Genomic DNA, 23,342 nt, shown 5'->3' on the forward strand with positions numbered 1-23,342 from the left:
TTGAGCAAGGCAACCAGTGCCGAGGTCGACGACCTCGGCACCCCTCCGCGTCGCGGACGCGTCCGGGTCGGAGCGCGCCCGATCCGCATCCTCAGCCTGGTGCTGGCGGTGCTCCTCCTCGCGGGCTCCGTCGCGGCGGTCTGGCTGGGGCTGCAGGTCCGGGACGAACGCGAGCAGGACAAGGAGCGCACGGCCGCGGTCAACGTCGCCACCCAGTTCGCGCTGCGGATGGACAAGGTGGACGGAGCGAAGTTCGACGACTACATCAAGCAGGTCAACGAGCTGCTCACCACCAAGGCCCAGACCAAGAACTCAGAGGTCTTCAAGGTGATGAAGCAGAGCTACGAGGCCGCCAAGGTCAAGGGCTCGGGCAAGGTCCTCCTCACCGGTGTCGGCAGTGCCGACGACGACTCCGCGACGGTGCTCGTCGTCCACGACGCCGAGGTGACCACCACCCAGGGCAAGCTCCAGCACCACTACCGCTGGACGGTGGACGTGGTGAAGGTGGACGGATCCTGGCGCGTCGACGACTTCAACCCGGTGAGCTGACGAGATGACCTCCTCCACGAACCCGACCTGGTACGACGTCCTCGGCGTCGACCCGGACGCAACGCCCGAGCAGATCAAGGCCGCCTGGCGGAACTCGACCGACCGGTTCGAGCCCGGCTCCGGATCCGGGCAGTTCCGGCTGTTCAACGAGGCCGCCGACGTGCTGCTGGACCCGGCGAGCCGGGCGGCGTACGACCGCAGCCTCGGGGCGCCCGCCGGCGGGACGACGGTCGACCTGGCCAAGCGCCCGTGGCCCGAGGTCGAGGACTCCGGATCGGCCGAGGCTGCCCCGGCGCCTGTCGCGCCGGTCGCGGGACCGGACACTGCGCCGGTCACGGGACGCAAGCCCCGCCGGGAGCGCAAGCAGCGGACTCCGCGGGCCGCGAGGCCACCGGGGGAGCCGGCGACGCGCGGCTCGGTGATCCTCGCCGCCGTGCTCGCCGTCCTCACCGTCGCGGTGCTGGTCGCGGCAGGCTGGTTCGGGCTCGAGGTGCGTGAGAACGCCCGGGTAGCCGACGCGCGCGACCAGGCCCCGGCCGCAGCCGAGCGGGCCGCGAAGGCGATGCTCGCCTACGACTACAAGAACCTGCCGGCGGACCGGAAGCGGGCCGAGGCCTTCCTGACCGACGACTTCGCCAAGGACTACCTCGAGAACTTCGAGCTGCTCGAGAAGCAGAAGGACGGCACCCCGGGTGCAGCCGTGCAGAGCAAGACGGCGGTCACCGCGGCCGTGCTCGGCTCCGGCGTGATGAAGGCGGAGGCCGACACAGTCGAGGTCCTCGTCTACGTCAACCAGACCTCGACCCGGCCCGGCCGCGACCCCCAGATCTTCCAGAACCGGGTCGCGATGACGATGGAGAAGGCCGGCAACAACTGGCTTGTCGGCGATCTCAAGAGCTACTGACGGGGTAGGGTCTCGGCCAAGAGGCGCCAGGCCGATCCGCTGCAAGACCCGGGTTGTGTCTGGCTTGGGGCGTGCTGTAATCTGAATCTTTGCGCCCTCCCTCAAATACGTCCTGCCTGCCCGGTGGCTTGGTTCGTGGTGGGACGGCGCCGCCACACATGTGAGCCTCGGAAGGACCACTCTTGGCCGCCTCGCGCCGCAAGAACAGCAACATCAAGACCCCCCGACGCATCTCCTTCGCAAAGATCTCCGAACCACTCGAGGTCCCGCAGCTGCTGGCCCTCCAGACCGACAGCTTCGACTGGCTGATCGGCAACGAGAAGTGGGAGCAGAAGGTCGCGGATCGCCGCAGCCTCGGCGAGGAGCTCTCGCAGAAGTCGGGACTCCACGAGATCTTCGAGGAGATCTCCCCGATCGAGGACTTCTCCGAGACGATGTCGCTCTCGTTCGAGAACCCCGTGTTCCTCGACCCGAAGTACACCGAGGAGGAGTGCAAGGACAAGGACTTCACCTACTCCCGGCCCCTCTACGTCTCGGCTGAGTTCACCAACGGTGAGACCGGCGAGATCAAGGGCCAGACGGTCTTCATGGGTGACTTCCCGATGATGACCCGCAAGGGCACCTTCATCATCAACGGCACCGAGCGTGTCGTGGTCTCCCAGCTCGTCCGCTCGCCCGGTGTCTACTTCGAGCGTTCGGCTGACAAGACCTCGGACAAGGACATCTTCACCGCCAAGGTGATCCCGTCGCGCGGTGCGTGGCTGGAGTTCGAGATCGACAAGCGCGACATGGTCGGCGTACGCCTCGACCGCAAGCGCAAGCAGAACGTCACGGTGCTGCTCAAGGCCCTCGGCTGGACCAACGAGCAGATCCGCGAAGAGTTCGGCGAGTACGAGTCGATGATGCTGACCCTCGAGAAGGACAACACCGAGGCTCAGGACGACGCGCTGCTCGACATCTACCGCAAGCTCCGCCCGGGCGAACCGCCCACGCGTGAGGCTGCGCAGACGCTGCTGCAGAACTACTACTTCAACCCCAAGCGCTACGACCTGGCCAAGGTCGGTCGCTACAAGATCAACAAGAAGCTCGGCACCCACGAGGCCTTCGACCAGCAGACGCTGACCATCGACGACATCGTGGCGACGATCCGCTACATCGTGCAGCTGCACGCCGACAAGAAGCACCTCGTCGACGCGCAGGGCAACGAGGTCAAGAACGCCAACGGGGAGTCGATCGAGGTCCGCAAGGACGACATCGACCACTTCGGCAACCGGCGCATGCGCACGGTCGGCGAGCTGATCCAGAACCAGCTCCGTACGGGCCTCGCCCGGATGGAGCGGGTGGTCCGCGAGCGGATGACGACCCAGGACGTCGAGGCGATCACGCCTCAGTCGCTGATCAACATCCGGCCCGTGGTGGCGGCGCTGAAGGAGTTCTTCGGAACCTCCCAGCTCAGCCAGTTCATGGACCAGACGAACCCGATCGCCGGCCTCACGCACAAGCGTCGTCTCTCCGCGCTCGGCCCGGGTGGTATCTCCCGTGACCGCGCCCAGATGGACGTGCGCGACGTGCACCCCTCGCACTACGGCCGCATGTGCCCGATCGAGACGCCTGAAGGCCCGAACATCGGCCTGATCGGCTCGCTCGCCTCCTACGGGCGGATCAACCCGTTCGGTTTCGTGGAGACCCCCTACCGGGTCGTCACCAACGGTCACGTCACCGACGAGATCCACCACCTCACGGCCGACGAGGAGGACTCGCGAGTCATCGCGCAGGCCAACGCCGTGCTCGACGACGACGACAACTTCGTCGACGAGCGGGTCCTTGTCCGTACCCGCGGCGGTGAGACCGTCGACATCCCGCGCGACGAGGTCGAGTACATGGACGTCTCGCCGCGCCAGATGGTGTCGGTCGCGACCGCGCTGATCCCGTTCCTCGAGCACGACGACGCCAACCGTGCGCTCATGGGCGCCAACATGCAGCGTCAGGCGGTGCCGCTCATCCGCAGCGACGCCCCCCTGGTGGGCACCGGCATGGAGTTCCGTGCGGCGGTGGACGCGGGTGACGTGGTCACCTCCGACGTGGCCGGCGTCGTCAAGGAGGTCTCGGCCGACGAGGTCGTGATCTTCGCCGACGAGGGCGGGGACAAGTCCTACCGTCTGCTGAAGTTCACGCGCTCCAACCAGGGCACCTGCATCAACCAGCGTCCGCTGGTCTCCGAGGGTGACCGGGTCGAGGTCGGTTCGCCGATCGCCGACGGGCCGTGCACCGACGAGGGCGAGATGGCGCTGGGCACCAACCTGCTCGTCGCCTTCATGCCCTGGCAGGGTCACAACTACGAGGACGCGATCATCCTCTCCCAGCGTCTGGTGCAGGAGGACGTCCTCACCTCGATCCACATCGAGGAGCACGAGGTCGACGCCCGCGACACCAAGCTGGGCCCCGAGGAGATCACCCGCGACATCCCGAACGTCAGCGACGACCTGCTCGCCGACCTCGACGAGCGCGGCATCATCCGGGTCGGCGCGGAGGTCACCACCGGTGACATCCTCGTCGGCAAGGTGACCCCCAAGGGCGAGACCGAGCTGACCCCCGAGGAGCGCCTGCTCCGCGCGATCTTCGGTGAGAAGGCGCGCGAGGTGCGCGACACCTCGATGAAGGTCCCGCACGGCGAGTCCGGCACGGTCATCGGCGTCCGCGAGTTCAACCGCGAGGACGGCGACGAGCTGCCCCCGGGCGTGAACCAGCTGGTCCGTGTCTACGTGGCGCAGAAGCGCAAGATCTCCGTGGGCGACAAGCTCGCGGGTCGTCACGGCAACAAGGGCGTCATCGCCAAGATCCTGCCGATCGAGGACATGCCGTTCGCTGAGGACGGCACCCCGGTCGACGTGATCCTGAACCCGCTGGGCGTCCCGCGACGGATGAACATCGGCCAGATCCTCGAGCTCCACCTCGGCTGGATCGCCAAGCAGGGTTGGGACCTCAACCTGCACGAGGACAAGGCAGACGCCGACTGGAAGCAGCGGCTGATCAAGATCCACGCCGACACCGCCGAGCCGGACACCAACGTGGCGACACCGGTGTTCGACGGCGCGCGTGAGGACGAGATCGTCGGTCTTCTCGGGTCGAGCCTGCCCAACCGTGACGGTGTCCGAGTCGTGGGTGAGAACGGAAAGGCCAAGCTGTTCGACGGCCGTTCCGGGGAGCCGTTCCCCGACCCGGTGTCGGTGGGCTACATGTACATCCTCAAGCTCCACCACCTCGTCGACGACAAGATCCACGCTCGTTCGACCGGCCCCTACTCGATGATCACCCAGCAGCCGCTCGGCGGTAAGGCCCAGTTCGGTGGCCAGCGCTTCGGTGAGATGGAGGTCTGGGCCATGGAGGCGTACGGCGCTGCCTACGCGCTCCAGGAGCTGCTGACGATCAAGTCCGACGACGTGCCTGGTCGCGTCAAGGTCTATGAGGCCATCGTCAAGGGCGAGAACATCCCCGACTCCGGGATCCCCGAGTCGTTCAAGGTTCTCGTCAAGGAGATGCAGTCGCTCTGCCTCAACGTCGAGGTGCTGTCCCAGGACGGCACCGCGATCGAGATGCGCGACGCGGAGGAAGACGTCTTCCGCGCCGCCGAGGAGCTCGGCATCGACCTGTCCCGCCGCGAGCCCAGCAGCGTCGAGGAAGTCTGAGATGTCGCCGGGCGGCAACCACTGGTCGCCGCCCGGCACCTCAGTCCCCACACATTCAGCTAAAGAAGTAGAACGAGGGAAGCAGCCACTGTGCTCGATGTAAATTTCTTCGACCAGCTCAAGATCGGCCTGGCCACCGCGGACGAGATCCGCGCGTGGAGCCACGGCGAGGTCAAGAAGCCCGAGACGATCAACTACCGCACGCTCAAGCCCGAGCGTGACGGACTCTTCTGCGAGAAGATCTTCGGTCCCACCCGGGACTGGGAGTGCTACTGCGGCAAGTACAAGCGCGTGCGCTTCAAGGGCATCATCTGTGAGCGCTGCGGCGTCGAGGTGACCCGCTCCAAGGTCCGTCGTGAGCGCATGGGCCACATCGAGCTCGCCGCGCCCGTGACGCACATCTGGTACTTCAAGGGTGTGCCGAGCCGGCTGGGCTACCTGCTCGACCTGGCCCCGAAGGACCTGGAGAAGGTCATCTACTTCGCGGCGTACATGATCACCAGCGTCGACGAGGAGGCCCGTCACCGGGACCTCTCCGACCTCGAGGGCAAGATCGGCCTCCAGCGCAAGAGCCTGGAGAACCGTCGTGACGTCCAGATCGAGGAGCGCACCAAGAAGCTCGAGACCGACCTGGCCGCCCTGGAGGAAGAGGGCGCCAAGGCCGACGTCAAGCGCAAGGTCCGCGACGGCGCCGAGCGGGAGATGACGGCCGTGCGCAAGCGCTCGGACGCCGAGCTCGCCCGCCTCGACGAGGTCTGGAACACGTTCAAGACCCTCAAGGTCCAGGACCTGATGGGCGACGAGCTCCTCTACCGCGAGATGAAGAACTGGTTCGGCAAGTACTTCGAGGGCTTCATGGGCGCCACGGCGATCCAGAAGCGCCTGGAGACCTTCGACATCGCCGCTGAGGTGGAGTCGCTGCGCGACACCATCGCCAACGGCAAGGGTCAGAAGAAGGTCCGTGCGCTGAAGCGTCTCAAGGTCGTCGACGCGTTCCGCAAGACGCAGAACAGCCCGCTGGGCATGGTGCTCGACGCCGTCCCGGTGATCCCGCCGGACCTGCGCCCGATGGTGCAGCTCGACGGTGGCCGGTTCGCCACCTCCGACCTCAACGACCTCTACCGTCGCGTGATCAACCGGAACAACCGGCTCAAGCGCCTGCTTGACCTCGGTGCTCCCGAGATCATCGTCAACAACGAGAAGCGGATGCTCCAGGAGGCCGTCGACTCGCTGTTCGACAACGGCCGCCGTGGGCGTCCGGTCACCGGCCCGGGCAACCGGCCGCTGAAGTCGCTCTCCGACATGCTCAAGGGCAAGCAGGGCCGGTTCCGCCAGAACCTGCTCGGCAAGCGCGTGGACTACTCGGGTCGTTCGGTCATCGTGTCCGGTCCGCAGCTCAAGCTGCACCAGTGCGGTCTGCCCAAGAACATGGCGATCGAGCTGTTCAAGCCGTTCGTGATGAAGCGTCTGGTCGACCTCTCGCACGCGCAGAACATCAAGTCCGCCAAGCGGATGGTGGAGCGCGCCGTACGCCCCGAGGTCTGGGACGTGCTCGAAGAGGTCATCGCCGAGCACCCGGTGCTGCTCAACCGTGCACCCACGCTGCACCGCCTCGGCATCCAGGCCTTCGAGCCGCAGCTGATCGAGGGCAAGGCCATCCAGATCCACCCGCTCGTCTGCTCGGCGTTCAACGCCGACTTCGACGGTGACCAGATGGCCGTGCACCTGCCGCTCTCCGCGGAGGCGCAGGCCGAGGCCCGCATCCTGATGCTCTCGACGAACAACATCCTCAAGCCCTCCGACGGTCGCCCCGTGACCATGCCCACCCAGGACATGATCATCGGGATCTTCTTCCTGACCCGTGCGGACGAGGGTGCACCCGGCGAGGGCCGTGCGTTCTCCTCGGTCGCCGAGGCGATCATGGCGCTCGACAAGGGCGAGATCACGATCCAGTCGAAGATCCGGATCCGTCTCACGGGTGTGGTGCCGCCTGCCGGCACGACGCTTCCCGAGGGCTGGGAGGAGGGTGACCCGATCACCCTCGAGACCACCCTGGGCCGGGCGCTGTTCAACCAGACGCTGCCCGCGAACTACGAGTACGCCGAGTTCAACGTCGGCAAGCGCGAGCTCGGCCGGATCGTGAACAACCTCGCCGAGCGCTACACCAAGGTCGAGGTGGCCAACAGCCTGGACGCACTCAAGGACACCGGCTTCCTGTGGGCCACGTTCTCGGGTGTGACGGTCTCGATCGAGGACGTCGTGACTCCTGCGGACAAGCCGGAGATCCTCGCGAAGTACGACGCGAAGGCCGCCAAGGTCCAGTCGCAGGCCGAGCTGGGCCTGATCACCGACGACGAGCGCCGTCAGGAGCTCATCGAGATCTGGACCCAGGCCTCCAACGAGGTCGCCAAGGCGATGGAAGCCAACTTCGACAAGAACAACCCGATCTACATGATGGTCGACTCCGGTGCGTCCGGAAACATGATGCAGATGCGTCAGGTTGCGGCCATGCGTGGTCTGGTGGCGAACCCGAAGGGCGACATCATCCCGCGTCCGATCAAGGCGAACTTCCGTGAGGGCCTCTCGGTCCTGGAGTACTTCATCTCCACCCACGGTGCCCGCAAGGGTCTCGCCGACACCGCGCTGCGTACCGCCGACTCGGGTTACCTGACCCGTCGTCTGGTGGACGTCTCGCAGGACGTGATCATCCGCGAGGACGACTGCGGCACCGAGCGCGGCATGCCCAAGGTCATCGGTGTGCGCGGCGAGGACGGTGTGGTCCGCAAGGACGAGAACGCCGAGACCTCGGCGTACGCACGCAGCGCGGCCGTCGACATCCTGCACCCGGAGACCGGCAAGGTTCTTGCCGCCGCCGGCGAGGACCTCGGCGACCTGAAGATCGAGGAGCTCGTCGCGGCCGGGATCGAGCAGGTCAAGGTCCGCTCCGTGCTGACCTGTGACGCGCGGACCGGTACGTGCTCGAAGTGCTACGGCCGTTCGCTGGCCACCGGCAAGATGGTCGACATCGGTGAGGCCGTGGGCATCATCGCCGCGCAGTCCATCGGTGAGCCCGGCACGCAGCTGACGATGCGTACCTTCCACACCGGTGGTGTGGCCTCGGCCGACGACATCACGCAGGGTCTGCCCCGTGTGGTCGAGCTGTTCGAGGCGCGTTCCCCCAAGGGACGTGCACCGATCGCGGAGGCGGCCGGACGAGTCGAGATCGAGGACACCGACAAGGCCCGCAAGGTCCTCGTCACCCCCGACGACGGCTCCGAGGTCCAGGAGTACCCGGTCAGCAAGCGTTCGCGCCTGATCGTGGCCGACGGCGACCACATCGAGGTCGGCCAGCTGCTCACGCAGGGAACTCCCGACCCGCAGGACGTGCTGCGCATCCTCGGCGTCCGCAAGGCGCAGGAGCACCTGGTGGCCGAGGTCCAGCAGGTCTACCGCAGCCAGGGCGTGTCGATCCACGACAAGCACATCGAGATCATCGTGCGGCAGATGCTGCGCCGCGTCACGGTGATCGAGTCGGGTGACACCAAGCTGCTGCCCTCCGACCTGGTCGACCGCGTTCGCTACGAGGAGGAGAACCGCCGCGCGGTCTCCGAGGGCACCAAGCCCGCCTCGGGTCGTCCGGTGCTGATGGGCATCACCAAGGCCTCGCTCGCAACCGAGTCGTGGCTCTCGGCGGCCTCCTTCCAGGAGACCACCCGGGTGCTCACCGACGCTGCCATCAACGGCAAGTCGGACTCGCTGCTGGGTCTGAAGGAGAACGTGATCATCGGAAAGCTGATCCCGGCTGGTACTGGCCTCGAGCGGTACCGCAACATCCGGGTGGAGCCCACCGAGGAGGCGCGCGCCGCGGCGTACGCCGTCACCGGTTACGACAACTACGGAGACGACTACTTCGGCTCCGGCAGCGGTCAGACCGTGGCCCTGGACGACTTCGACTTCGGGTCCTACCAGAACTGATCGATCGCTCCACCGAGAACGGCCCCCGGCGCTTGCCGGGGGCCGTTTCGGCTGTGGTGGGGGATGCCCCGCCACACCCTGCGCACACCCCCTTGCGAGAATGTGCCGGTGACCAACTCACCTGCCGATCTGCGCACCGACGTCCTCGTCGTGGGGGCCGGGCCTGCCGGCTCCGCGACGGCTGCGTGGGCGGCCCGCGCGGGGCTCGACGTGGTGCTCGCGGACGCCGCGGTGTTCCCGCGTGACAAGACCTGCGGCGACGGCCTCACCCCGCGGGCCATCGGTGAGCTGGAGCGGCTCGGCCTGGGGGAGTGGGTCCGGGCCCACACCGTGAACCACGGCCTGCGGGCACACGGGTTCGGCCAGACGCTGCTGCTGCCGTGGCCGGGCGGCACGCTGCCGGCGTACGGCTCCGCGGTCGCCCGCACCGAGCTCGACGACCACCTGCGCACGAACGCGATCAAGGCCGGCGCCGTGGGCATGGACGGTGACCGCGCCGTCGACGTACGCCGTGACGGCGAGCGGGTCTCCGCCGTGGTCTTCGAGCGCGACGGGGAGCGCTTCGAGATCCGCTGCGAACGGCTCGTGGTCGCCGACGGGGTGCGCTCCACGCTCGGCAAGAAGCTGGGACGCGTCTGGCACCGCGACACGGCGTACGGCGTCGCCGCCCGCTCCTACGTGGACTCCGGCAAGCACGACGACCCCTGGATCAGCAGCCACCTCGAACTGCGCGGCGAGGGCGGCGAGATCCTCTCCGGCTACGGCTGGATCTTCCCCCTGGGCGACGGCCAGGTGAACATCGGCGTCGGCACGCTGGCCACCGAGAAGCGACCCGCCAACGTGGCGCTGCGCCCGCTGATGCAGTTCTACGCCGACCAGCGGCGTGACGAGTTCCAGCTCCGCGGCGAGCTGCGCGCCCCCGCGTCGGCGCTGCTGCCGATGGGCGGGGCGGTCTCCAACGTCGCCGGGCCCAACTGGGCCCTGGTCGGCGACGCGGCCGGGTGCGTCAACCCGCTCAACGGCGAGGGCATCGACTACGGACTCGAGGGTGGCCGGCTCGTCGTCGACCTGCTCGGTGAGCGCCGTGACCTCGCCACCGCCTGGCCCGACCTGCTCCGCGAGCACTACGGCGAGTCGTTCTCGATCGCCCGCCGGCTGGCGGGCCTGGTCACCGTCCCCCGGCTGCTGCCCACGCTGGGTCCCGCCGGCATGCGATCGGACTGGCTGATGACGCTCGCGCTGCGCTGGATGGGCAACCTGGTCACCGACGAGGACCGCGACCGGGCGGCACGGGTGTGGCGCTGGGCGGGTCGGCGCTCGGTCCGGCTCGACGAGCGGCCCCCGTTCAGCTGACGTTTGTGCCCGGTCGGCGTCGTACGGCGTGACACAACTGCCCGGTCGGCGTACCAACGTGGGACGCGAGTGCCCGGTCGGTGGGGGCTGTTCTAGGTTGTGCGCGTGGATGCTGTCTATCGGTTGGTGAACGGCGTGGGCCGGGCGGCGCTGTGGGCGCTCGACGTCGACGTGCGGTGGACCGGCGCGGAGAACGTGCCGCTGGAGGGGCCGGTGCTCCTGGCGGCCACGCACGTCTCCTACCCCGACTTCGTGTTCATCGAGCGCGCCGCGGTGAGCCGGGGTCGCTACGTCCGCTTCATGAGCCGCCACGATGCCTGGAACTACCCCGTCGCGGGGCGGTTCCTGCGCGGGATGCGGCACATCCCCGTCGACCGCGAGGCGCCGGTGCACGCCTACCTACGGGCGCGGCGGCTGCTGGAGCAGGGGGAGGCGGTCGGTGGGTTCCCCGAGGCCGGGATCTCCTACTCCTACACGGTGCGCCCGCTGATGCGCGGGTTCGCGGCCCTCGCCCAGGAGACCGGCGCTCCCGTCGTACCGCTGGCCATCTGGGGTGCCCAACGACTCTTCACCGTGGGCGAGCCCGAGCCGCCGCCCGACCTCACGCGCCGGCGCCGGGTGGACCTCGCCTTCGGCGCGCCCGTGTACGTCGAGAAGGGCGATGACCTGACCGAGAGGACCCATGCCCTCGGTCACGAGCTCACGGGGCTCCTGGAGGGCCTCCAGCAGCTGCCGCACCACCGCCCACGACCCGGCGAGGTGGCCACCTGGTACCCCGCCCACCTCGGCGGGCACGCACCCACCCGTCAGCGCGCCGCCGCGGGCCTCGACGTGGTGCCGTTCAACGCGGTCACCCCGAGCTGGGGGCCTGACCTCGACGCCTACGACGCAACGCCCCCACAGGGTCCACCAACACGTTGAGCCTGGTGGCGACCGGGCGCCAGGCCAGCAGCAGTGCGAACGCGGCCGCGCACGCGGTGGTGATGAACCACGCGTAGGGCATGTGGCCCTCGGCCCAGGCGGGGAACCCGGCGAACTCGGCCCCGAGCACGACGAAGCCGTGCATCAGGTACACCACCAGGGTGGCGGCGCCCAGCGCGCTGAACCAGGTCTTGGTCCGCGGCACGACGGCGAAGAACGCGAACGCGCCGACCAGGCCGGTGATCAGCAGCGCGAACCGGATCACGATGGCGCGCAGGTTGTCCGGGTCGAGCTCGTCGTAGCGGGTGCGGTAGTACAGCCACTCGGTCTCCACCCACGTCCCCGAGAACCGGGCGAGCACCAGCAGCGCCACCAGGGTGGCCAGCCCGTACCAGCGCGCCCGGCGGGTGCGCAGCAGGTTCCAGTGGCCCTCGTGCATCTTCAGGCCCAGGACGAAGAAGGGCAGCAGGCCGAGGATCCGGGCGTTGTCGAACAGGTCGGTCGCATAGAGCCCGGCCAGCAGGCTGATCGCGACCGCGACGACCACCTTCCCCGGGATCCACTGGAACAGCGGCACCGAGAGCCGCCAGAAGAACAGCGCGGCGAGGTACCACATCGGCCAGTGCGGGTTGGCCCAGAGCCGCTCGAACTGCACGCCGCCGAGCTCGTGGCGGTACAGCGCGTAGAGGCCCTCGAAGAGCACGTAGGGCACGGCCACGGTGGTGACCAGCAGCCACATCCGCTTGCGGGTCCACTGGAAGGACCGCGACAGGTAGCCGGAGACGATCACGAACGCCGGGATGTGCCAGAGGTAGAGGAAGTCGTAGCTCCAGCTGTCCAGGCGGTGCTCGGCCGGCAGCAGCGTCCAGGAGTGCCCGATCACGACCAGGACGACCAGGGCCATCTTGGCGTTGTCGAACCACGGGTCGCGCTGCTTGGCAGGGCTCGGTGCTTGCTGGGTGGCTGTCCGCGCTGTGTCCTGCACCCGCACAAATTACCGACCTCCATAGACTTCCCGCCATGTCCGACGTCACCGTCCCCGGTCGCCGCCAGCGCGTGGCGGCGTACGCCGTGATCGTGCGCGCCGGGGAGATCCTGCTCGCCCGGATCGCGCCGGCGATCTCCGCGAGGGAGCAGTGGACGCTTCCCGGCGGCGGGATCGACTTCGGCGAGGACCCGGCGGACGCGGTGGTCCGCGAGGTCCGCGAGGAGACCGGTCTGGACTGTGAGCTGGGGTCTCCCATCTGGGTCGGCTCGGCGCACCGCTTCCTCGACACCGGGCCCCGCGAGGAGCTGGCGGCCTCGGAGCTGCACTCCGTGCGGATCGTGTACGACGCCTGGGTGCCCGTCGACGCGCCCGAGCCGCGGGTCCTCGAGGTGGACGGATCCACCGTCGACGCCCGCTGGCACCCGTTGGGTGACGTGGAGGACGGCACCGTCCCCACGGTCCCGATGGTGCGCGAGGCGCTGGCGAGCCACCGGCCCGTGCCCCACCAGCGACTCGGGGCCTACGCCCTGGTGAGGCGTGGGGAGGAGGTGCTGCTGACCCGCAACTCCGATCGCGGGCCGCGTCCGGGCGTCTGGACCCTGCCCGGTGGAGGCGTGGACCACGGCGAGCACCCCGATGCCTCGGTGGTGCGTGAGACCTGGGAGGAGTGCGGCCTGCGGGTGAGCGTCGGCGCACTCCTCGGGGTGCACGACGAGCAGTTCACCGGGACCGCGCCCAGCGGCCGCGAGGAGGACTTCCACGCAGTGCACCTCGTCTTCGAGGCCTCGGCCGGAGCCGGCACACCGCAGGTGCGCGAGTCGGGGGGCACCACCGACGCCGCGGCCTGGGTGCCGGTGGCGGACGTGCGCAGTGGCGCGGTGGCGGTGACCGGTCTGGTGTCGGCGGCGCTGGAGATGCGCCCGGCAACCGGGTAGCGAGCCCGCTGCCGCGGACGTGGAGCGGCCCAGCCGGTGCTGGGGCAGAGCCGTCGCGTCGTCCCGGTTAGATTCGTCCCATGAGCACTGACCAGGTCCTCGCCTCCGGCACCCGCGCGTGAACGCCGGTGTGGTCGACGCCCTGCGGCGTCAGGGCCTCGCGGAGGTGGACGACTCCCAGCTGGCCAGGTCGCTGTACGCGAGCGACGCCAGCATCTACCGGATACCGCCGCAGGTCGTGGTCCGCCCGCGCGACACCGACGAGCTCGCTGCGACGCTGGCGGTGGCACGGGAGAACTCCGTCCCGCTGACCATGCGCGGGGCCGGCACCTCCATCGCCGGCAACGCGATCGGCACCGGCATCGTGGTCGACACCAGCAGGCACCTCAACCGGGTCCTGGGGATCGACGCCGAGGCTCGCACCGCCCGGGTCCAGCCCGGCACCGTGCACGCGACGCTGCAGCGCCAGGCGATCCCCCTCGGCCTCCGGTTCGGCCCCGACCCCTCGACCCACACCCGTTGCACGATCGGCGGGATGATCGGCAACAACGCCTGCGGTTCGCGCGCGCTCGGCTACGGACGCACCGTCGACAACGTCGAGGCGCTCACCGTGCTGCTCGCCGACGGCAGCATCGTCACCACCGGCACCGGTGCGGACGCCCCGGGGGTGAGCGCCCTGAACGCGCTGGTCGACGCCCACCTCGACGTCGTCCGCACCGAGTTCGGCCGGTTCGGCCGTCAGGTGTCGGGCTACTCCTTCGAGCACCTGCTCCCGGAGAGGGGCCGCCGGTTCGACCGCTTCCTGGTAGGCACCGAGGGCACCCTCGGCGTCGTGCTCGACGCCACCGTCCGGCTCGTCGAGGACGCCCCGGCGCGGGCACTGGCGGTGCTGGGCTACGCGACGATGGCCGATGCGGCGGACGCCGTACCGGCCCTGCTGCAGCACCCCCTGGTGGCCCTGGAGGGGCTGGACCAGCGCATCGCCGGCCTGGTGGCGCGACGGCCCGACCTCCCCGCCGGCTCGGGGTGGCTGTTCGCCGAGGTCACCGCGGCGACGCCGGCCGAGGCGGAGGCGCTGGCGCTGGAGGTCGCCCGCACGGCGGGGGTGCCGCACCGCATCGTCACCGACAACCTGGAGCAGCTGGCGATCTGGAAGATCCGCGAGGAGGGGGCGGGCCTGGCGGCGCGCTCGCTGAGCCGACCCGCGCAGGCGGGCTGGGAGGACGCCGCGGTCCCACCCGAGAAGCTCGGCGCCTACCTCCGCGACTTCGACGCCCTGCTGCGCCAGCACGACCTCGACGGCGTTCCCTACGGCCACTTCGGCGACGGCTGCGTGCACGTGCGCATCGACTTCGAGCTCGACGGGACCCGCGGCCGGGAGACCTACCGCGAGTTCGTCCAGGACGCCGCGGACCTGGTGGCGTCCTACGGCGGCTCGATGTCGGGGGAGCACGGCGACGGTCGCGCGCGTTCGGAGCTGCTCCCGCGGATGTACTCCCCGCAGGCGATCGCGATGATGGAGCAGGCCAAGCGGATCCTCGACCCCGGGGACCTGCTCAACCCTGGGGTGCTGGTGGCCCCTGCCCCCTTCGACTCCGACCTGCGACTGGCCCGGCCCGCGGTGCCGGTGCGTACGACGCTGCGGCTGACCCACGACGCCGGGTCGTTCTCCGGCGCCGTGCACCGGTGCACCGGCGTCGGCAAGTGCATCGCCGACAACACCGCCTCGAGCGGGGTGATGTGCCCGTCGTACGTCGCGACCCGTGAGGAGAAGGACTCCACCCGCGGCCGGGCGCACGTGCTCCAGGACGTCGCGACCGGCGTGATCGGGTTCGACCACCCGGCGGTCGCGGAGTCGCTCGACCTCTGCCTGGCCTGCAAGGGGTGTGCCAGTGACTGCCCGACCGGGATCGACATGGCCACCTACAAGTCCGAGGCGCTCTCCCAGAAGTACGCCGGCAAGGTGCGCCCGCGCTCCCACTACACGCTGGGCCAGCTGCCGCGGTGGGCGCGGATGGCCCCGCCGAAGCTGGCCAACGCGATGCTCCGGAGCAAGGTCGCCGGCCGGATCGCGAAGGCGGCAGCCGGCGTCGACCAGCGCCGCAGCCTGCCGCAGTTCTCCGAGAAGCCGTTGCGCTCCGGTGCGTCGCCGCTGCCGGCCAACGTCGACGTCTGGATCTGGGCCGACTCGTTCACAGACCGGTTCGCCGCCGACACCGGCCGGGCCGCGATCGAGCTGCTGGAGTCCATGGGCCTGCGGGCGGCGGTCATCCCCGAGCCCGCCTGCTGCGGGCTCACCTGGATCACGACCGGGCAGCTGGGTGCGGCGCGGCGGATCGTGGGTCGCGCGATCGAGACGCTGCACGGCTACGTCAGCAGCGGGACGCCGGTGATCGGCCTGGAGCCGAGCTGCCTGGCCGCGATCCGCGAGGACGCGGCACAGCTGCTCGACGATCCCCGCGTTGCCGAGGTCAGCGCCGGGATCGAGTCGCTGGCGGAGTTCCTCGCCGGGCGCGTGGCCGCCGGCACCTGGACCCCGCCCGACCTCTCCGGGGTCGAGGTCGTCGCCCAGCCGCACTGCCACCACCACGCGGTGATCGGGTGGCAGACCGATGCGGCCCTGCTCGCCCGGACCGGCGCGACGGTCAAGCGGGTGGGCGGGTGCTGCGGGCTGGCCGGCAACTTCGGCGTCGAGCTCGGGCACTACGAGACCAGCGTCGCCATCGCCGAGCACGACCTGCTGCCCGCCGTACGCGCTGCGGGGCCGGAGGCCGTGGTGCTGGCCGACGGGTTCTCCTGCCGCACCCAGCTCGAGGACCTCGCCGGGCGTCAGGCAGTGCACCTCGCCGAGCTGTTGTTGCGGGGCGCCCGGCGCTGAGCCGGGTCAGTCCTCGGTCTCGAGCACCTCGTCGGGCAGGGTCCAGGCGAGGTGCCAGTAGGCCAACAGCCCGGCGGTGAACCAGAGCAGGAACCCCGTGAAGAGGCCGAGCACGGTGTGGCCGGTGGCGGCGACCACGGCGACACCTCCGAGCCATGCCGTGAGCGTGAGGGCGGCGTTGGCCGACCTCGTGGCGCTGGCCGAGCGTTCCCGGGTGCCGCGCTGGTGCTCGTCGAGCGTGGCCCGCCCGCGGTCGAAGAGTCCCCGGATGCCGAGGTTGAGCAGCGAGTGCAGCGGGATGAAGCCGACGAGGCCGGCGGCCACTACCAGGAGAGCCGCCGTGTGCGGCTCCTCGGTGATGCCGCTCGCGACCAGGACCACCAGGGTCAGTGCCGCCAGCAGCAGCGCCTCCGCGGCGACGAGACGACGACGTAGGCGCCGGCTCCGCGTCCGCGCGTAGCGCTGGTCGTCGAAGGTGTCGGTGAGCGAGGTGCGCTGGTCGATGGTCTTCATGACGGCCTCCGGTAGATCTCGTGGCTGAGCGATGGGAGCGGGTCGAGGGAGAAGACGGCTTCGACCGGGAGCTCGAAGAATCGGGCGATGCGCAGGGCCAGCGCGAGCGAGGGGTTGTACTCCCCGCGCTCCAGGTAGCCGATCGTCTGGGGATGCACGCCCACGCTGTCCGCGAGCTCCTTGCGGCTCGTCCCTCGTTCGGCGCGCAGGACGGCGATGCGGTGGTGCACCTGGTCCGTCTCGTCTCGCGGCTGCCGACCCATGCCACCATTTGTAGCATTAATGCTACGGGAACAACACCCCTGCGTCGCTGGGGACGACCCGCCGTGGGGCCGCCCGAGCTCCCGGGATCAGGCGCGGAGGCGCTCCACCCCTGCCATCAGGTGGTAGACCACGATCGCTGCGACCGTCCCGAGAGCGATGCCGTTGAAGCTCAGGTCGCCTGCGGTGAAGGTGAAGTCGGCGATGGCCACGATGAGAGCCGTGGCGGCCGTGAACTGGTTACGGGGCTTGGAGAAGTCCACGTGGTTGTCGATCCAGATCTTGATGCCGATCACGCCGATCAGCCCGTACAGCGCGGTGGTGACGCCGCCGAGCACACCGGAGGGGATGGTGTTCACCAGCGCCCCGACCTTGGGCAGGAACCCGAGCAGGATCGCGAAGACGCCTGCGACCCAGTAGGCGGCCGTGGAGTAGACCTTGGTGGCCGCCATCACACCGATGTTCTCGCCGTACGTCGTTGTGCCCGACCCGCCGCCGAGGCCCGCGACCGTCGTGGCCACGCCGTCGGCGAGCAGCGCTCGGCCGGTCAGCGCGTTCAGCTTCGGGTCCGCGAGGTGGGCGACGCTGCGCACGTGCCCGACGTTCTCGGCCACCAGCACCAGGACCACGGGGATGAACGCGGGAAGAACCGACCACGCGAACGTGGGGGAGGACAGCTCGGGCCAGCCGAACCAGGCGGCGTCCTCGACCGGGGTGAAGTTCACCTGGCCGGCGACCACAGCGGCGACGTAGCCGATCATCACGCCGAAGAAGATCGAGAGGCGGGCCACCAGCCCCTTGAACGCGACCGTCCACACGATCACCGCCACCAGGGTGATCAGCGCCACCCAGGGAGCCTTGACGAAGTTGTCCTTCGCGACCGGCGCGAGGTTGAGCCCGATCAGGGCCACGATGGCGCCGGCCACCACTGGGGGCATCAGGACGTCGATCCAGCCGGTGCCGGTGAACGTCACCAGGGCTCCGACCAGCGCCAGGATGAGTCCGACCACGACGATCCCGAACAGCGCCCCGCCGGGTCCGTCGGAGGCGGTGGCGGCCGTGATCGGGGCGATGAACGCGAACGAGGAACCCAGGTAGCTCGGCAGCCGGTTGCGCGTCACCAGCAGGAACAAGATGGTGCCGACGCCGGAGAAGAACAGGGTGGTCGTGGGCGGGAAGCCCGTCAGCAGCGGCACCAGGAAGGTGGCGCCGAACATCGCCACGACGTGCTGCAGGCCGAGGCCGATCGTGGCCGGCCAGGCCAGGCGCTCGTCGGGACGTACGATCTCGCCCTCGGTGATCGTGCGTCCGTCACCGTGCAGCTTCCAGGTCAGTGCCATGAGCGCAGCCTCCGGCACATCCGGGCCCGTGGGCAAATCGAGTGCGGCAGCGCTCGTTTTGACCCATCACCGGGGACCCGGTAATCTCAATCCTTGTGTCTGGATCTCCAGACCTGTCTGCGTGCCCTGATGGCGTCGCACTCCACTGCACCAAGGAACGAAGTATTTTCGTGCCGGCAAGTCGCCGTGTACTGAGAGCAGAAAAGAAAGGGAACCAACCAGGTGCCCACGATCAACCAACTGGTCCGCAAGGGCCGCCAGGACAAGGTGTCGAAGAACAAGACGCCTGCCCTGAAGGGTTCGCCCCAGCGACGCGGCGTTTGCACGCGCGTCTACACGACCACCCCCAAGAAGCCGAACTCCGCCCTCCGCAAGGTCGCCCGCGTGCGCCTGAGCAGTGGCGTCGAGGTCACGGCGTACATCCCGGGTGTCGGCCACAACCTCCAGGAGCACTCCATCGTGCTCGTGCGCGGCGGCCGGGTGAAGGACCTTCCCGGTGTTCGCTACAAGATCATCCGCGGCTCGCTCGACACCCAGGGTGTCAAGAACCGCAAGCAGGCCCGCAGCCGTTACGGCGCGAAGAAGGAGAAGAGCTAATGCCTCGCAAGGGCCCGGCCACCAAGCGGCCGATCGACATGGACCCCGTCTTCGGGTCGCAGCTCGTCTCGCAGCTCGTCTCGAAGGTGCTCCAGGACGGCAAGAAGCAGGTTGCCCAGCGCATCGTGTACGGCGCTCTCGAGGGCACCCGCGAGAAGACCGGCACCGACCCCGTCGTGACCCTCAAGCGCGCGCTCGACAACGTCAAGCCGGCCATCGAGGTCAAGTCCCGCCGCGTCGGTGGCGCGACCTACCAGGTGCCGATCGAGGTCAAGCCCAACCGCAGCACCACGCTGGCGCTCCGCTGGCTCGTGGGCTACGCCGCGGCTCGCCGCGAGAAGACGATGTCCGAGCGTCTGATGAACGAGATCCTCGACGCGTCCAACGGCCTCGGCGCTGCTGTGAAGAAGCGTGAGGACACGCACAAGATGGCCGAGTCCAACAAGGCCTTCGCGCACTACCGCTGGTGATCGCCGGGAGGGGAACACTTCGCTCCTCGCAGGCGTTCTCCTCCCGAGTCCCAGACTTTCTCTACCTTAAGGAAACTGACTTTCAGTGGCAGTCGACATCACCACGGACCTGAACAAGGTCCGCAACATCGGCATCATGGCTCACATCGATGCCGGTAAGACCACCACCACCGAGCGGATCCTGTTCTACACAGGCATCACGTACAAGATCGGTGAGGTCCACGAGGGCGCAGCCACGATGGACTGGATGGAGCAGGAGCAGGAGCGCGGCATCACGATCACGTCCGCCGCTACCACCTGCTGGTGGAAGGACCACCAGATCAACATCATCGACACCCCCGGGCACGTCGACTTCACCGCCGAGGTCGAGCGCTCCCTGCGCGTCCTCGACGGCGCCGTCGCCGTCTTCGACGGTGTTGCCGGTGTCGAGCCCCAGACCATGACCGTGTGGCGCCAGGCCAACAAGTACTCCGTGCCCCGGATGTGCTTCGTGAACAAGCTGGACCGCACCGGTGCCGACTTCTGGCGGTGCGTCGACATGATGGTCGAGCGGCTCAACTCCACCCCGCTGGTCCTCCAGCTCCCGATCGGTGCCGAGGGCGACTTCATCGGTGTCGTCGACCTGGTCGGCATGCGTGCCCTGACCTGGCGCGGCGAGACCAAGATGGGCGAGGACTACGAGGTCGAGGAGATCCCGGCCGAGCTCGCCGACCAGGCCGCCGAGTACCGCGAGAAGCTGCTCGAGACGCTCGCCGACGCCGACGACGCCATCATGGAGAAGTTCCTGGAGGAGGGTGAGTTCACCGTCGAGGAGCTCGAGGCCGCGATCCGTCGCGCCACGCTCGCCGACAAGATCAACCCCGTCCTGTGCGGCACCGCGTTCAAGAACAAGGGTGTGCAGCCCCTGCTCGACGCCGTCGTGAAGTACCTCCCCTCGCCGCTTGACATCGACGGCATCCAGGGGCACTCGGTCAAGGACGAGGAAGAGGTCATCGTCCGCCAGCCGTCCGACGACGAGCCGTTCTCCGGCCTGGCGTACAAGATCGCGACCGACCCGCACCTCGGCAAGCTGATCTACGTCCGCGTCTACTCCGGCAAGCTCGAGGCGGGCACCTCGGTGCTCAACTCGGTCAACGGCCGCAAGGAGCGGATCGGCAAGGTCTACCAGATGCACGCGAACAAGCGTGAGGAGATCGCGTCGGTCGGCGCCGGCCAGATCGTGGCCGTCATGGGCCTCAAGGACACCAAGACCGGGCACACCCTGTGTGACCCGCAGAACCCGGTGATCCTCGAATCGATGACGTTCCCGGCACCCGTGATCGAGGTGGCCATCGAGCCCAAGACCAAGGGTGACCAGGAGAAGCTCGGCACCGCGATCCAGCGGCTCTCCGACGAGGACCCCACGTTCACCGTCAAGGCGGACGAGGAGACCGGCCAGACCATCATCGCGGGCATGGGCGAGCTCCACCTCGAGATCCTCGTCGACCGGATGAAGCGCGAGTTCCGCGTCGAGGCCACCGTCGGCAAGCCGCAGGTCGCCTACCGCGAGACCATCCGCAAGAAGGTCGAGAAGCACGGCTACACCCACAAGAAGCAGACCGGTGGGTCCGGCCAGTTCGCGAAGGTGCAGATCTCCCTCGAGCCGAACATCGACCCCGAGACCGGTCACGGCGCGGGCTACGAGTTCGTCAACAACGTCTCCGGTGGTCGCGTCCCGAAGGAGTACATCCCTTCGGTCGACCAGGGTGGACAGGACGCCATGGAGTTCGGCGTGCTCGCCGGCTACCCGATGGTGGACGTCAAGTTCACCCTCGAGGACGGCGCCTACCACGACGTCGACTCCTCCGAGCTCGCCTTCAAGATCGCCGGAAACCAGGCGTTCAAGGAAGCGGCGCGGATGGCCAAGCCAGTTCTGCTGGAGCCGATGTTCGCCGTCGAGGTCGTGACCCCTGAGACCTTCATGGGTGACGTCATCGGTGACATCAACTCGCGTCGCGGTCAGGTGCGGGCGATGTCGGAGCGTTCCGGGGACCGCGTCGTCGACGCCCTCGTGCCGCTCTCGGAGATGTTCGGGTACGTTGGTGACCTGCGGTCGAAGACCTCCGGTCAGGCGTCGTACTCGATGGAGTTCGACTCGTACGCCGAGGTTCCCCAGAACGTGGCCGACGAGATCATCAAGAAGGTCCGCGGCGAGTAGGGTTCTCCCCGCACCGTCGGCAGCACAGTTTCACCCGTAACTTTTCAATCAGACGATCAAGTACATCAACAGGAGGAGCCCCAGTGGCTAAGGCGAAGTTCGAGCGGACCAAGCCGCACGTCAACATCGGAACCATCGGTCACATCGACCACGGCAAGACGACGTTGACGGCTGCAATTACGAAGGTGCTGCACGACAAGTACCCCAACCTGAACGCCGCCTCGGCCTTCGACGAGATCGACAAGGCCCCCGAGGAGCGTCAGCGCGGTATCACCATCTCGATCGCGCACGTCGAGTACCAGACCGAGCAGCGCCACTACGCGCACGTCGACTGCCCCGGTCACGCGGACTACATCAAGAACATGATCACCGGTGCCGCGCAGATGGACGGCGCGATCCTGGTCGTGGCCGCCACCGACGGTCCGATGCCGCAGACCCGTGAGCACGTGCTGCTCGCCCGCCAGGTCGGCGTCCCCGCCCTGGTCGTCGCGCTGAACAAGTGCGACATGGTCGACGACGAGGAGCTCATCGAGCTCGTCGAGATGGAGGTGCGCGAGCTCCTCTCCGAGTACGAGTACGACGGCGACGACATCCCCGTGGTCAAGGTCGCGGCCTTCCCGGCGCTCCAGGGCGACGAGAAGTGGGGCAACTCGATCCTCGAGCTCATGGACGCGGTGGACACCTACATCCCGCAGCCCGTGCGCGAGACCGAGAAGCCCTTCCTGATGCCCGTCGAGGACGTCTTCACGATCACCGGTCGTGGAACCGTCATCACCGGTCGCATCGAGCGCGGCATCGTCAAGGTCAACGAGACCGTCGACATCATCGGCATCCGTGAGACCAAGCAGACCTCGACCGTCACCGGCATCGAGATGTTCCGCAAGCTCCTCGACACCGGCGAGGCCGGCGAGAACGTCGGGCTGCTGCTTCGTGGCACCAAGCGCGAGGACGTCGAGCGCGGCATGGTCGTGATCAAGCCGGGGACCACCACCCCGCACACGAACTTCGAGGCCTCGGTCTACATCCTCTCCAAGGAGGAGGGCGGCCGTCACACGCCGTTCTTCAACAACTACCGCCCGCAGTTCTACTTCCGCACCACGGACGTGACGGGCGTCGTGACCCTCCCCGAGGGCCGCGAGATGGTCATGCCCGGTGACAACACCGACATGATCGTCGAGCTGATCCAGCCGATCGCCATGGAGGACGGCCTCCGCTTCGCTATCCGCGAGGGTGGCCGCACCGTCGGCGCCGGCCGCGTCACCAAGATCACCAAGTGATCTAGCGCTTCACCGAACGGCCCCGGACCTCACGGTCCGGGGCCGTTCTGCTATTCCGGCTGCCGGAAAACGTCGCCAGTGCCGAATGTCGGTGGCCGTCGTTACCGTCGCTCCATGACACTGACCATGGGGATGATCAACTTCGACACCGCCGACGCCGAGGCGCTCGGCGGGTGGTGGGCCGAGCAGACCGGCGCGCAGATCGTGCAGAACCACGGCGGCGAGTTCGTCGTCGTCGCGGGGGGCAGCCTGCCGCTGCTGCTGGCGTTCCAGAAGGTGGCCGACCCGACGCCGGGCAAGAACCGCCTCCACCTCGACGTGACGGCTCCAGACGTCGAAGCCGAGGTGGACCGCTTGCTGGGCGCCGGAGCGACGCTGGTCGCACGGCGGGGTGACGAGAGCTTCAGTTGGGTGACGCTGGCGGACCCCGACGGCAACCACTTCTGTGTGGCGAGCCAGGCCGAGGCCGCGGAGTCCTACTGACGCTCCTCGTTGTGG

The 23,342-nt window shown here is 68.6% G+C and carries 17 protein-coding genes; 13 read left to right on the forward strand and 4 right to left on the reverse strand.

The window, feature by feature from the left end; translation table 11 throughout:
• The 6 genes from AC4BGC_RS01270 to AC4BGC_RS01295 all read left to right on the forward strand — a co-directional run bounded on the left by AC4BGC_RS01270 (window position 1) and on the right by AC4BGC_RS01295 (window position 11,388).
• Entirely contained in the window at window positions 1-549 is a 549-nt protein-coding gene (locus tag AC4BGC_RS01270; RefSeq protein WP_490554012.1) for a hypothetical protein, read from the forward strand.
• Window positions 550-553: 4 nt separating this feature from the next.
• Window positions 554-1,453, forward strand: a complete 900-nt coding sequence (locus AC4BGC_RS01275; protein ID WP_490554013.1) for a J domain-containing protein — start codon at window positions 554-556, stop codon at window positions 1,451-1,453.
• Between the two features lie 182 nt (window positions 1,454-1,635).
• On the forward strand, window positions 1,636-5,139 hold the full coding sequence (gene rpoB / locus AC4BGC_RS01280) for a DNA-directed RNA polymerase subunit beta (RefSeq protein ID WP_490554014.1): 3,504 nt from the start codon (window positions 1,636-1,638) through the stop codon (window positions 5,137-5,139).
• Window positions 5,140-5,229: 90 nt separating this feature from the next.
• Window positions 5,230-9,114, forward strand: coding sequence for a DNA-directed RNA polymerase subunit beta' (locus AC4BGC_RS01285; RefSeq protein WP_490546554.1), 3,885 nt, complete (start codon window positions 5,230-5,232; stop codon window positions 9,112-9,114).
• Between the two features lie 108 nt (window positions 9,115-9,222).
• The gene (locus AC4BGC_RS01290; RefSeq protein WP_490554015.1) at window positions 9,223-10,467 is read left to right on the forward strand and encodes a geranylgeranyl reductase family protein; all 1,245 of its coding nucleotides are present in this window, start codon (window positions 9,223-9,225) and stop codon (window positions 10,465-10,467) included.
• 105 nt (window positions 10,468-10,572) lie between these two features.
• Window positions 10,573-11,388, forward strand: coding sequence for a lysophospholipid acyltransferase family protein (locus AC4BGC_RS01295; protein ID WP_490546552.1), 816 nt, complete (start codon window positions 10,573-10,575; stop codon window positions 11,386-11,388).
• Here the strand turns inward: AC4BGC_RS01295 and AC4BGC_RS01300 are convergent.
• Entirely contained in the window at window positions 11,318-12,373 is a 1,056-nt protein-coding gene (locus tag AC4BGC_RS01300) for an acyltransferase family protein (RefSeq protein ID WP_490554016.1), read from the reverse strand. The two genes, AC4BGC_RS01295 and AC4BGC_RS01300, sit on opposite strands and share 71 nt — an antisense overlap.
• A 35-nt stretch (window positions 12,374-12,408) precedes the next feature.
• Between AC4BGC_RS01300 and AC4BGC_RS01305 the strand changes: the two genes are divergently transcribed.
• Together AC4BGC_RS01305 and AC4BGC_RS01310 are read left to right on the forward strand one after the other, a co-directional pair.
• Window positions 12,409-13,311, forward strand: coding sequence for an NUDIX domain-containing protein (locus AC4BGC_RS01305; RefSeq protein WP_490554017.1), 903 nt, complete (start codon window positions 12,409-12,411; stop codon window positions 13,309-13,311).
• A gap of 118 nt (window positions 13,312-13,429) precedes the next feature.
• Window positions 13,430-16,189, forward strand: a complete 2,760-nt coding sequence (locus tag AC4BGC_RS01310; RefSeq protein WP_490554018.1) for an FAD-binding and (Fe-S)-binding domain-containing protein — start codon at window positions 13,430-13,432, stop codon at window positions 16,187-16,189.
• Between the two features lie 6 nt (window positions 16,190-16,195).
• On the opposite strand, the gene AC4BGC_RS01315 is transcribed toward AC4BGC_RS01310, so the two are convergent.
• The 3 genes from AC4BGC_RS01315 to AC4BGC_RS01325 form a co-directional block, all read right to left on the reverse strand.
• Entirely contained in the window at window positions 16,196-16,702 is a 507-nt protein-coding gene (locus AC4BGC_RS01315; protein WP_490554019.1) for a hypothetical protein, read from the reverse strand.
• Window positions 16,699-16,965, reverse strand: coding sequence for a helix-turn-helix transcriptional regulator (locus AC4BGC_RS01320; protein ID WP_490554020.1), 267 nt, complete (start codon window positions 16,963-16,965; stop codon window positions 16,699-16,701). Before AC4BGC_RS01320 ends, AC4BGC_RS01315 begins: the two co-directional genes overlap by 4 nt.
• 87 nt (window positions 16,966-17,052) lie before the next feature.
• Window positions 17,053-18,303: a uracil-xanthine permease family protein gene (locus tag AC4BGC_RS01325; protein WP_490546546.1), complete on the reverse strand. Its 1,251-nt coding sequence runs from the start codon at window positions 18,301-18,303 to the stop codon at window positions 17,053-17,055.
• Window positions 18,304-18,525: 222 nt separating this feature from the next.
• Here AC4BGC_RS01325 and rpsL point away from each other — a divergent pair, with 222 nt between their 5' ends.
• The 5 genes from rpsL to AC4BGC_RS01350 all read left to right on the forward strand — a co-directional run bounded on the left by rpsL (window position 18,526) and on the right by AC4BGC_RS01350 (window position 23,327).
• Entirely contained in the window at window positions 18,526-18,900 is a 375-nt protein-coding gene (gene rpsL / locus AC4BGC_RS01330; RefSeq protein WP_179517431.1) for a 30S ribosomal protein S12, read from the forward strand.
• Entirely contained in the window at window positions 18,900-19,370 is a 471-nt protein-coding gene (gene rpsG / locus AC4BGC_RS01335) for a 30S ribosomal protein S7 (RefSeq protein WP_490546545.1), read from the forward strand. Before rpsL ends, rpsG begins: the two co-directional genes overlap by 1 nt.
• Before the next feature lie 136 nt (window positions 19,371-19,506).
• The gene (gene fusA / locus AC4BGC_RS01340) at window positions 19,507-21,567 is read left to right on the forward strand and encodes an elongation factor G (RefSeq protein ID WP_490546806.1); all 2,061 of its coding nucleotides are present in this window, start codon (window positions 19,507-19,509) and stop codon (window positions 21,565-21,567) included.
• A gap of 83 nt (window positions 21,568-21,650) precedes the next feature.
• The gene (gene tuf / locus AC4BGC_RS01345) at window positions 21,651-22,844 is read left to right on the forward strand and encodes an elongation factor Tu (RefSeq protein ID WP_490546544.1); all 1,194 of its coding nucleotides are present in this window, start codon (window positions 21,651-21,653) and stop codon (window positions 22,842-22,844) included.
• 114 nt (window positions 22,845-22,958) lie between these two features.
• Window positions 22,959-23,327 (forward strand): VOC family protein, encoded by a 369-nt coding sequence (locus AC4BGC_RS01350; RefSeq protein WP_490554021.1) that lies wholly within the window; start codon window positions 22,959-22,961, stop codon window positions 23,325-23,327.
• Window positions 23,328-23,342 lie beyond the last annotated feature (15 nt).

The sequence above is a fragment of the Nocardioides sp. Z38_18 genome (genome assembly GCF_058215695.1).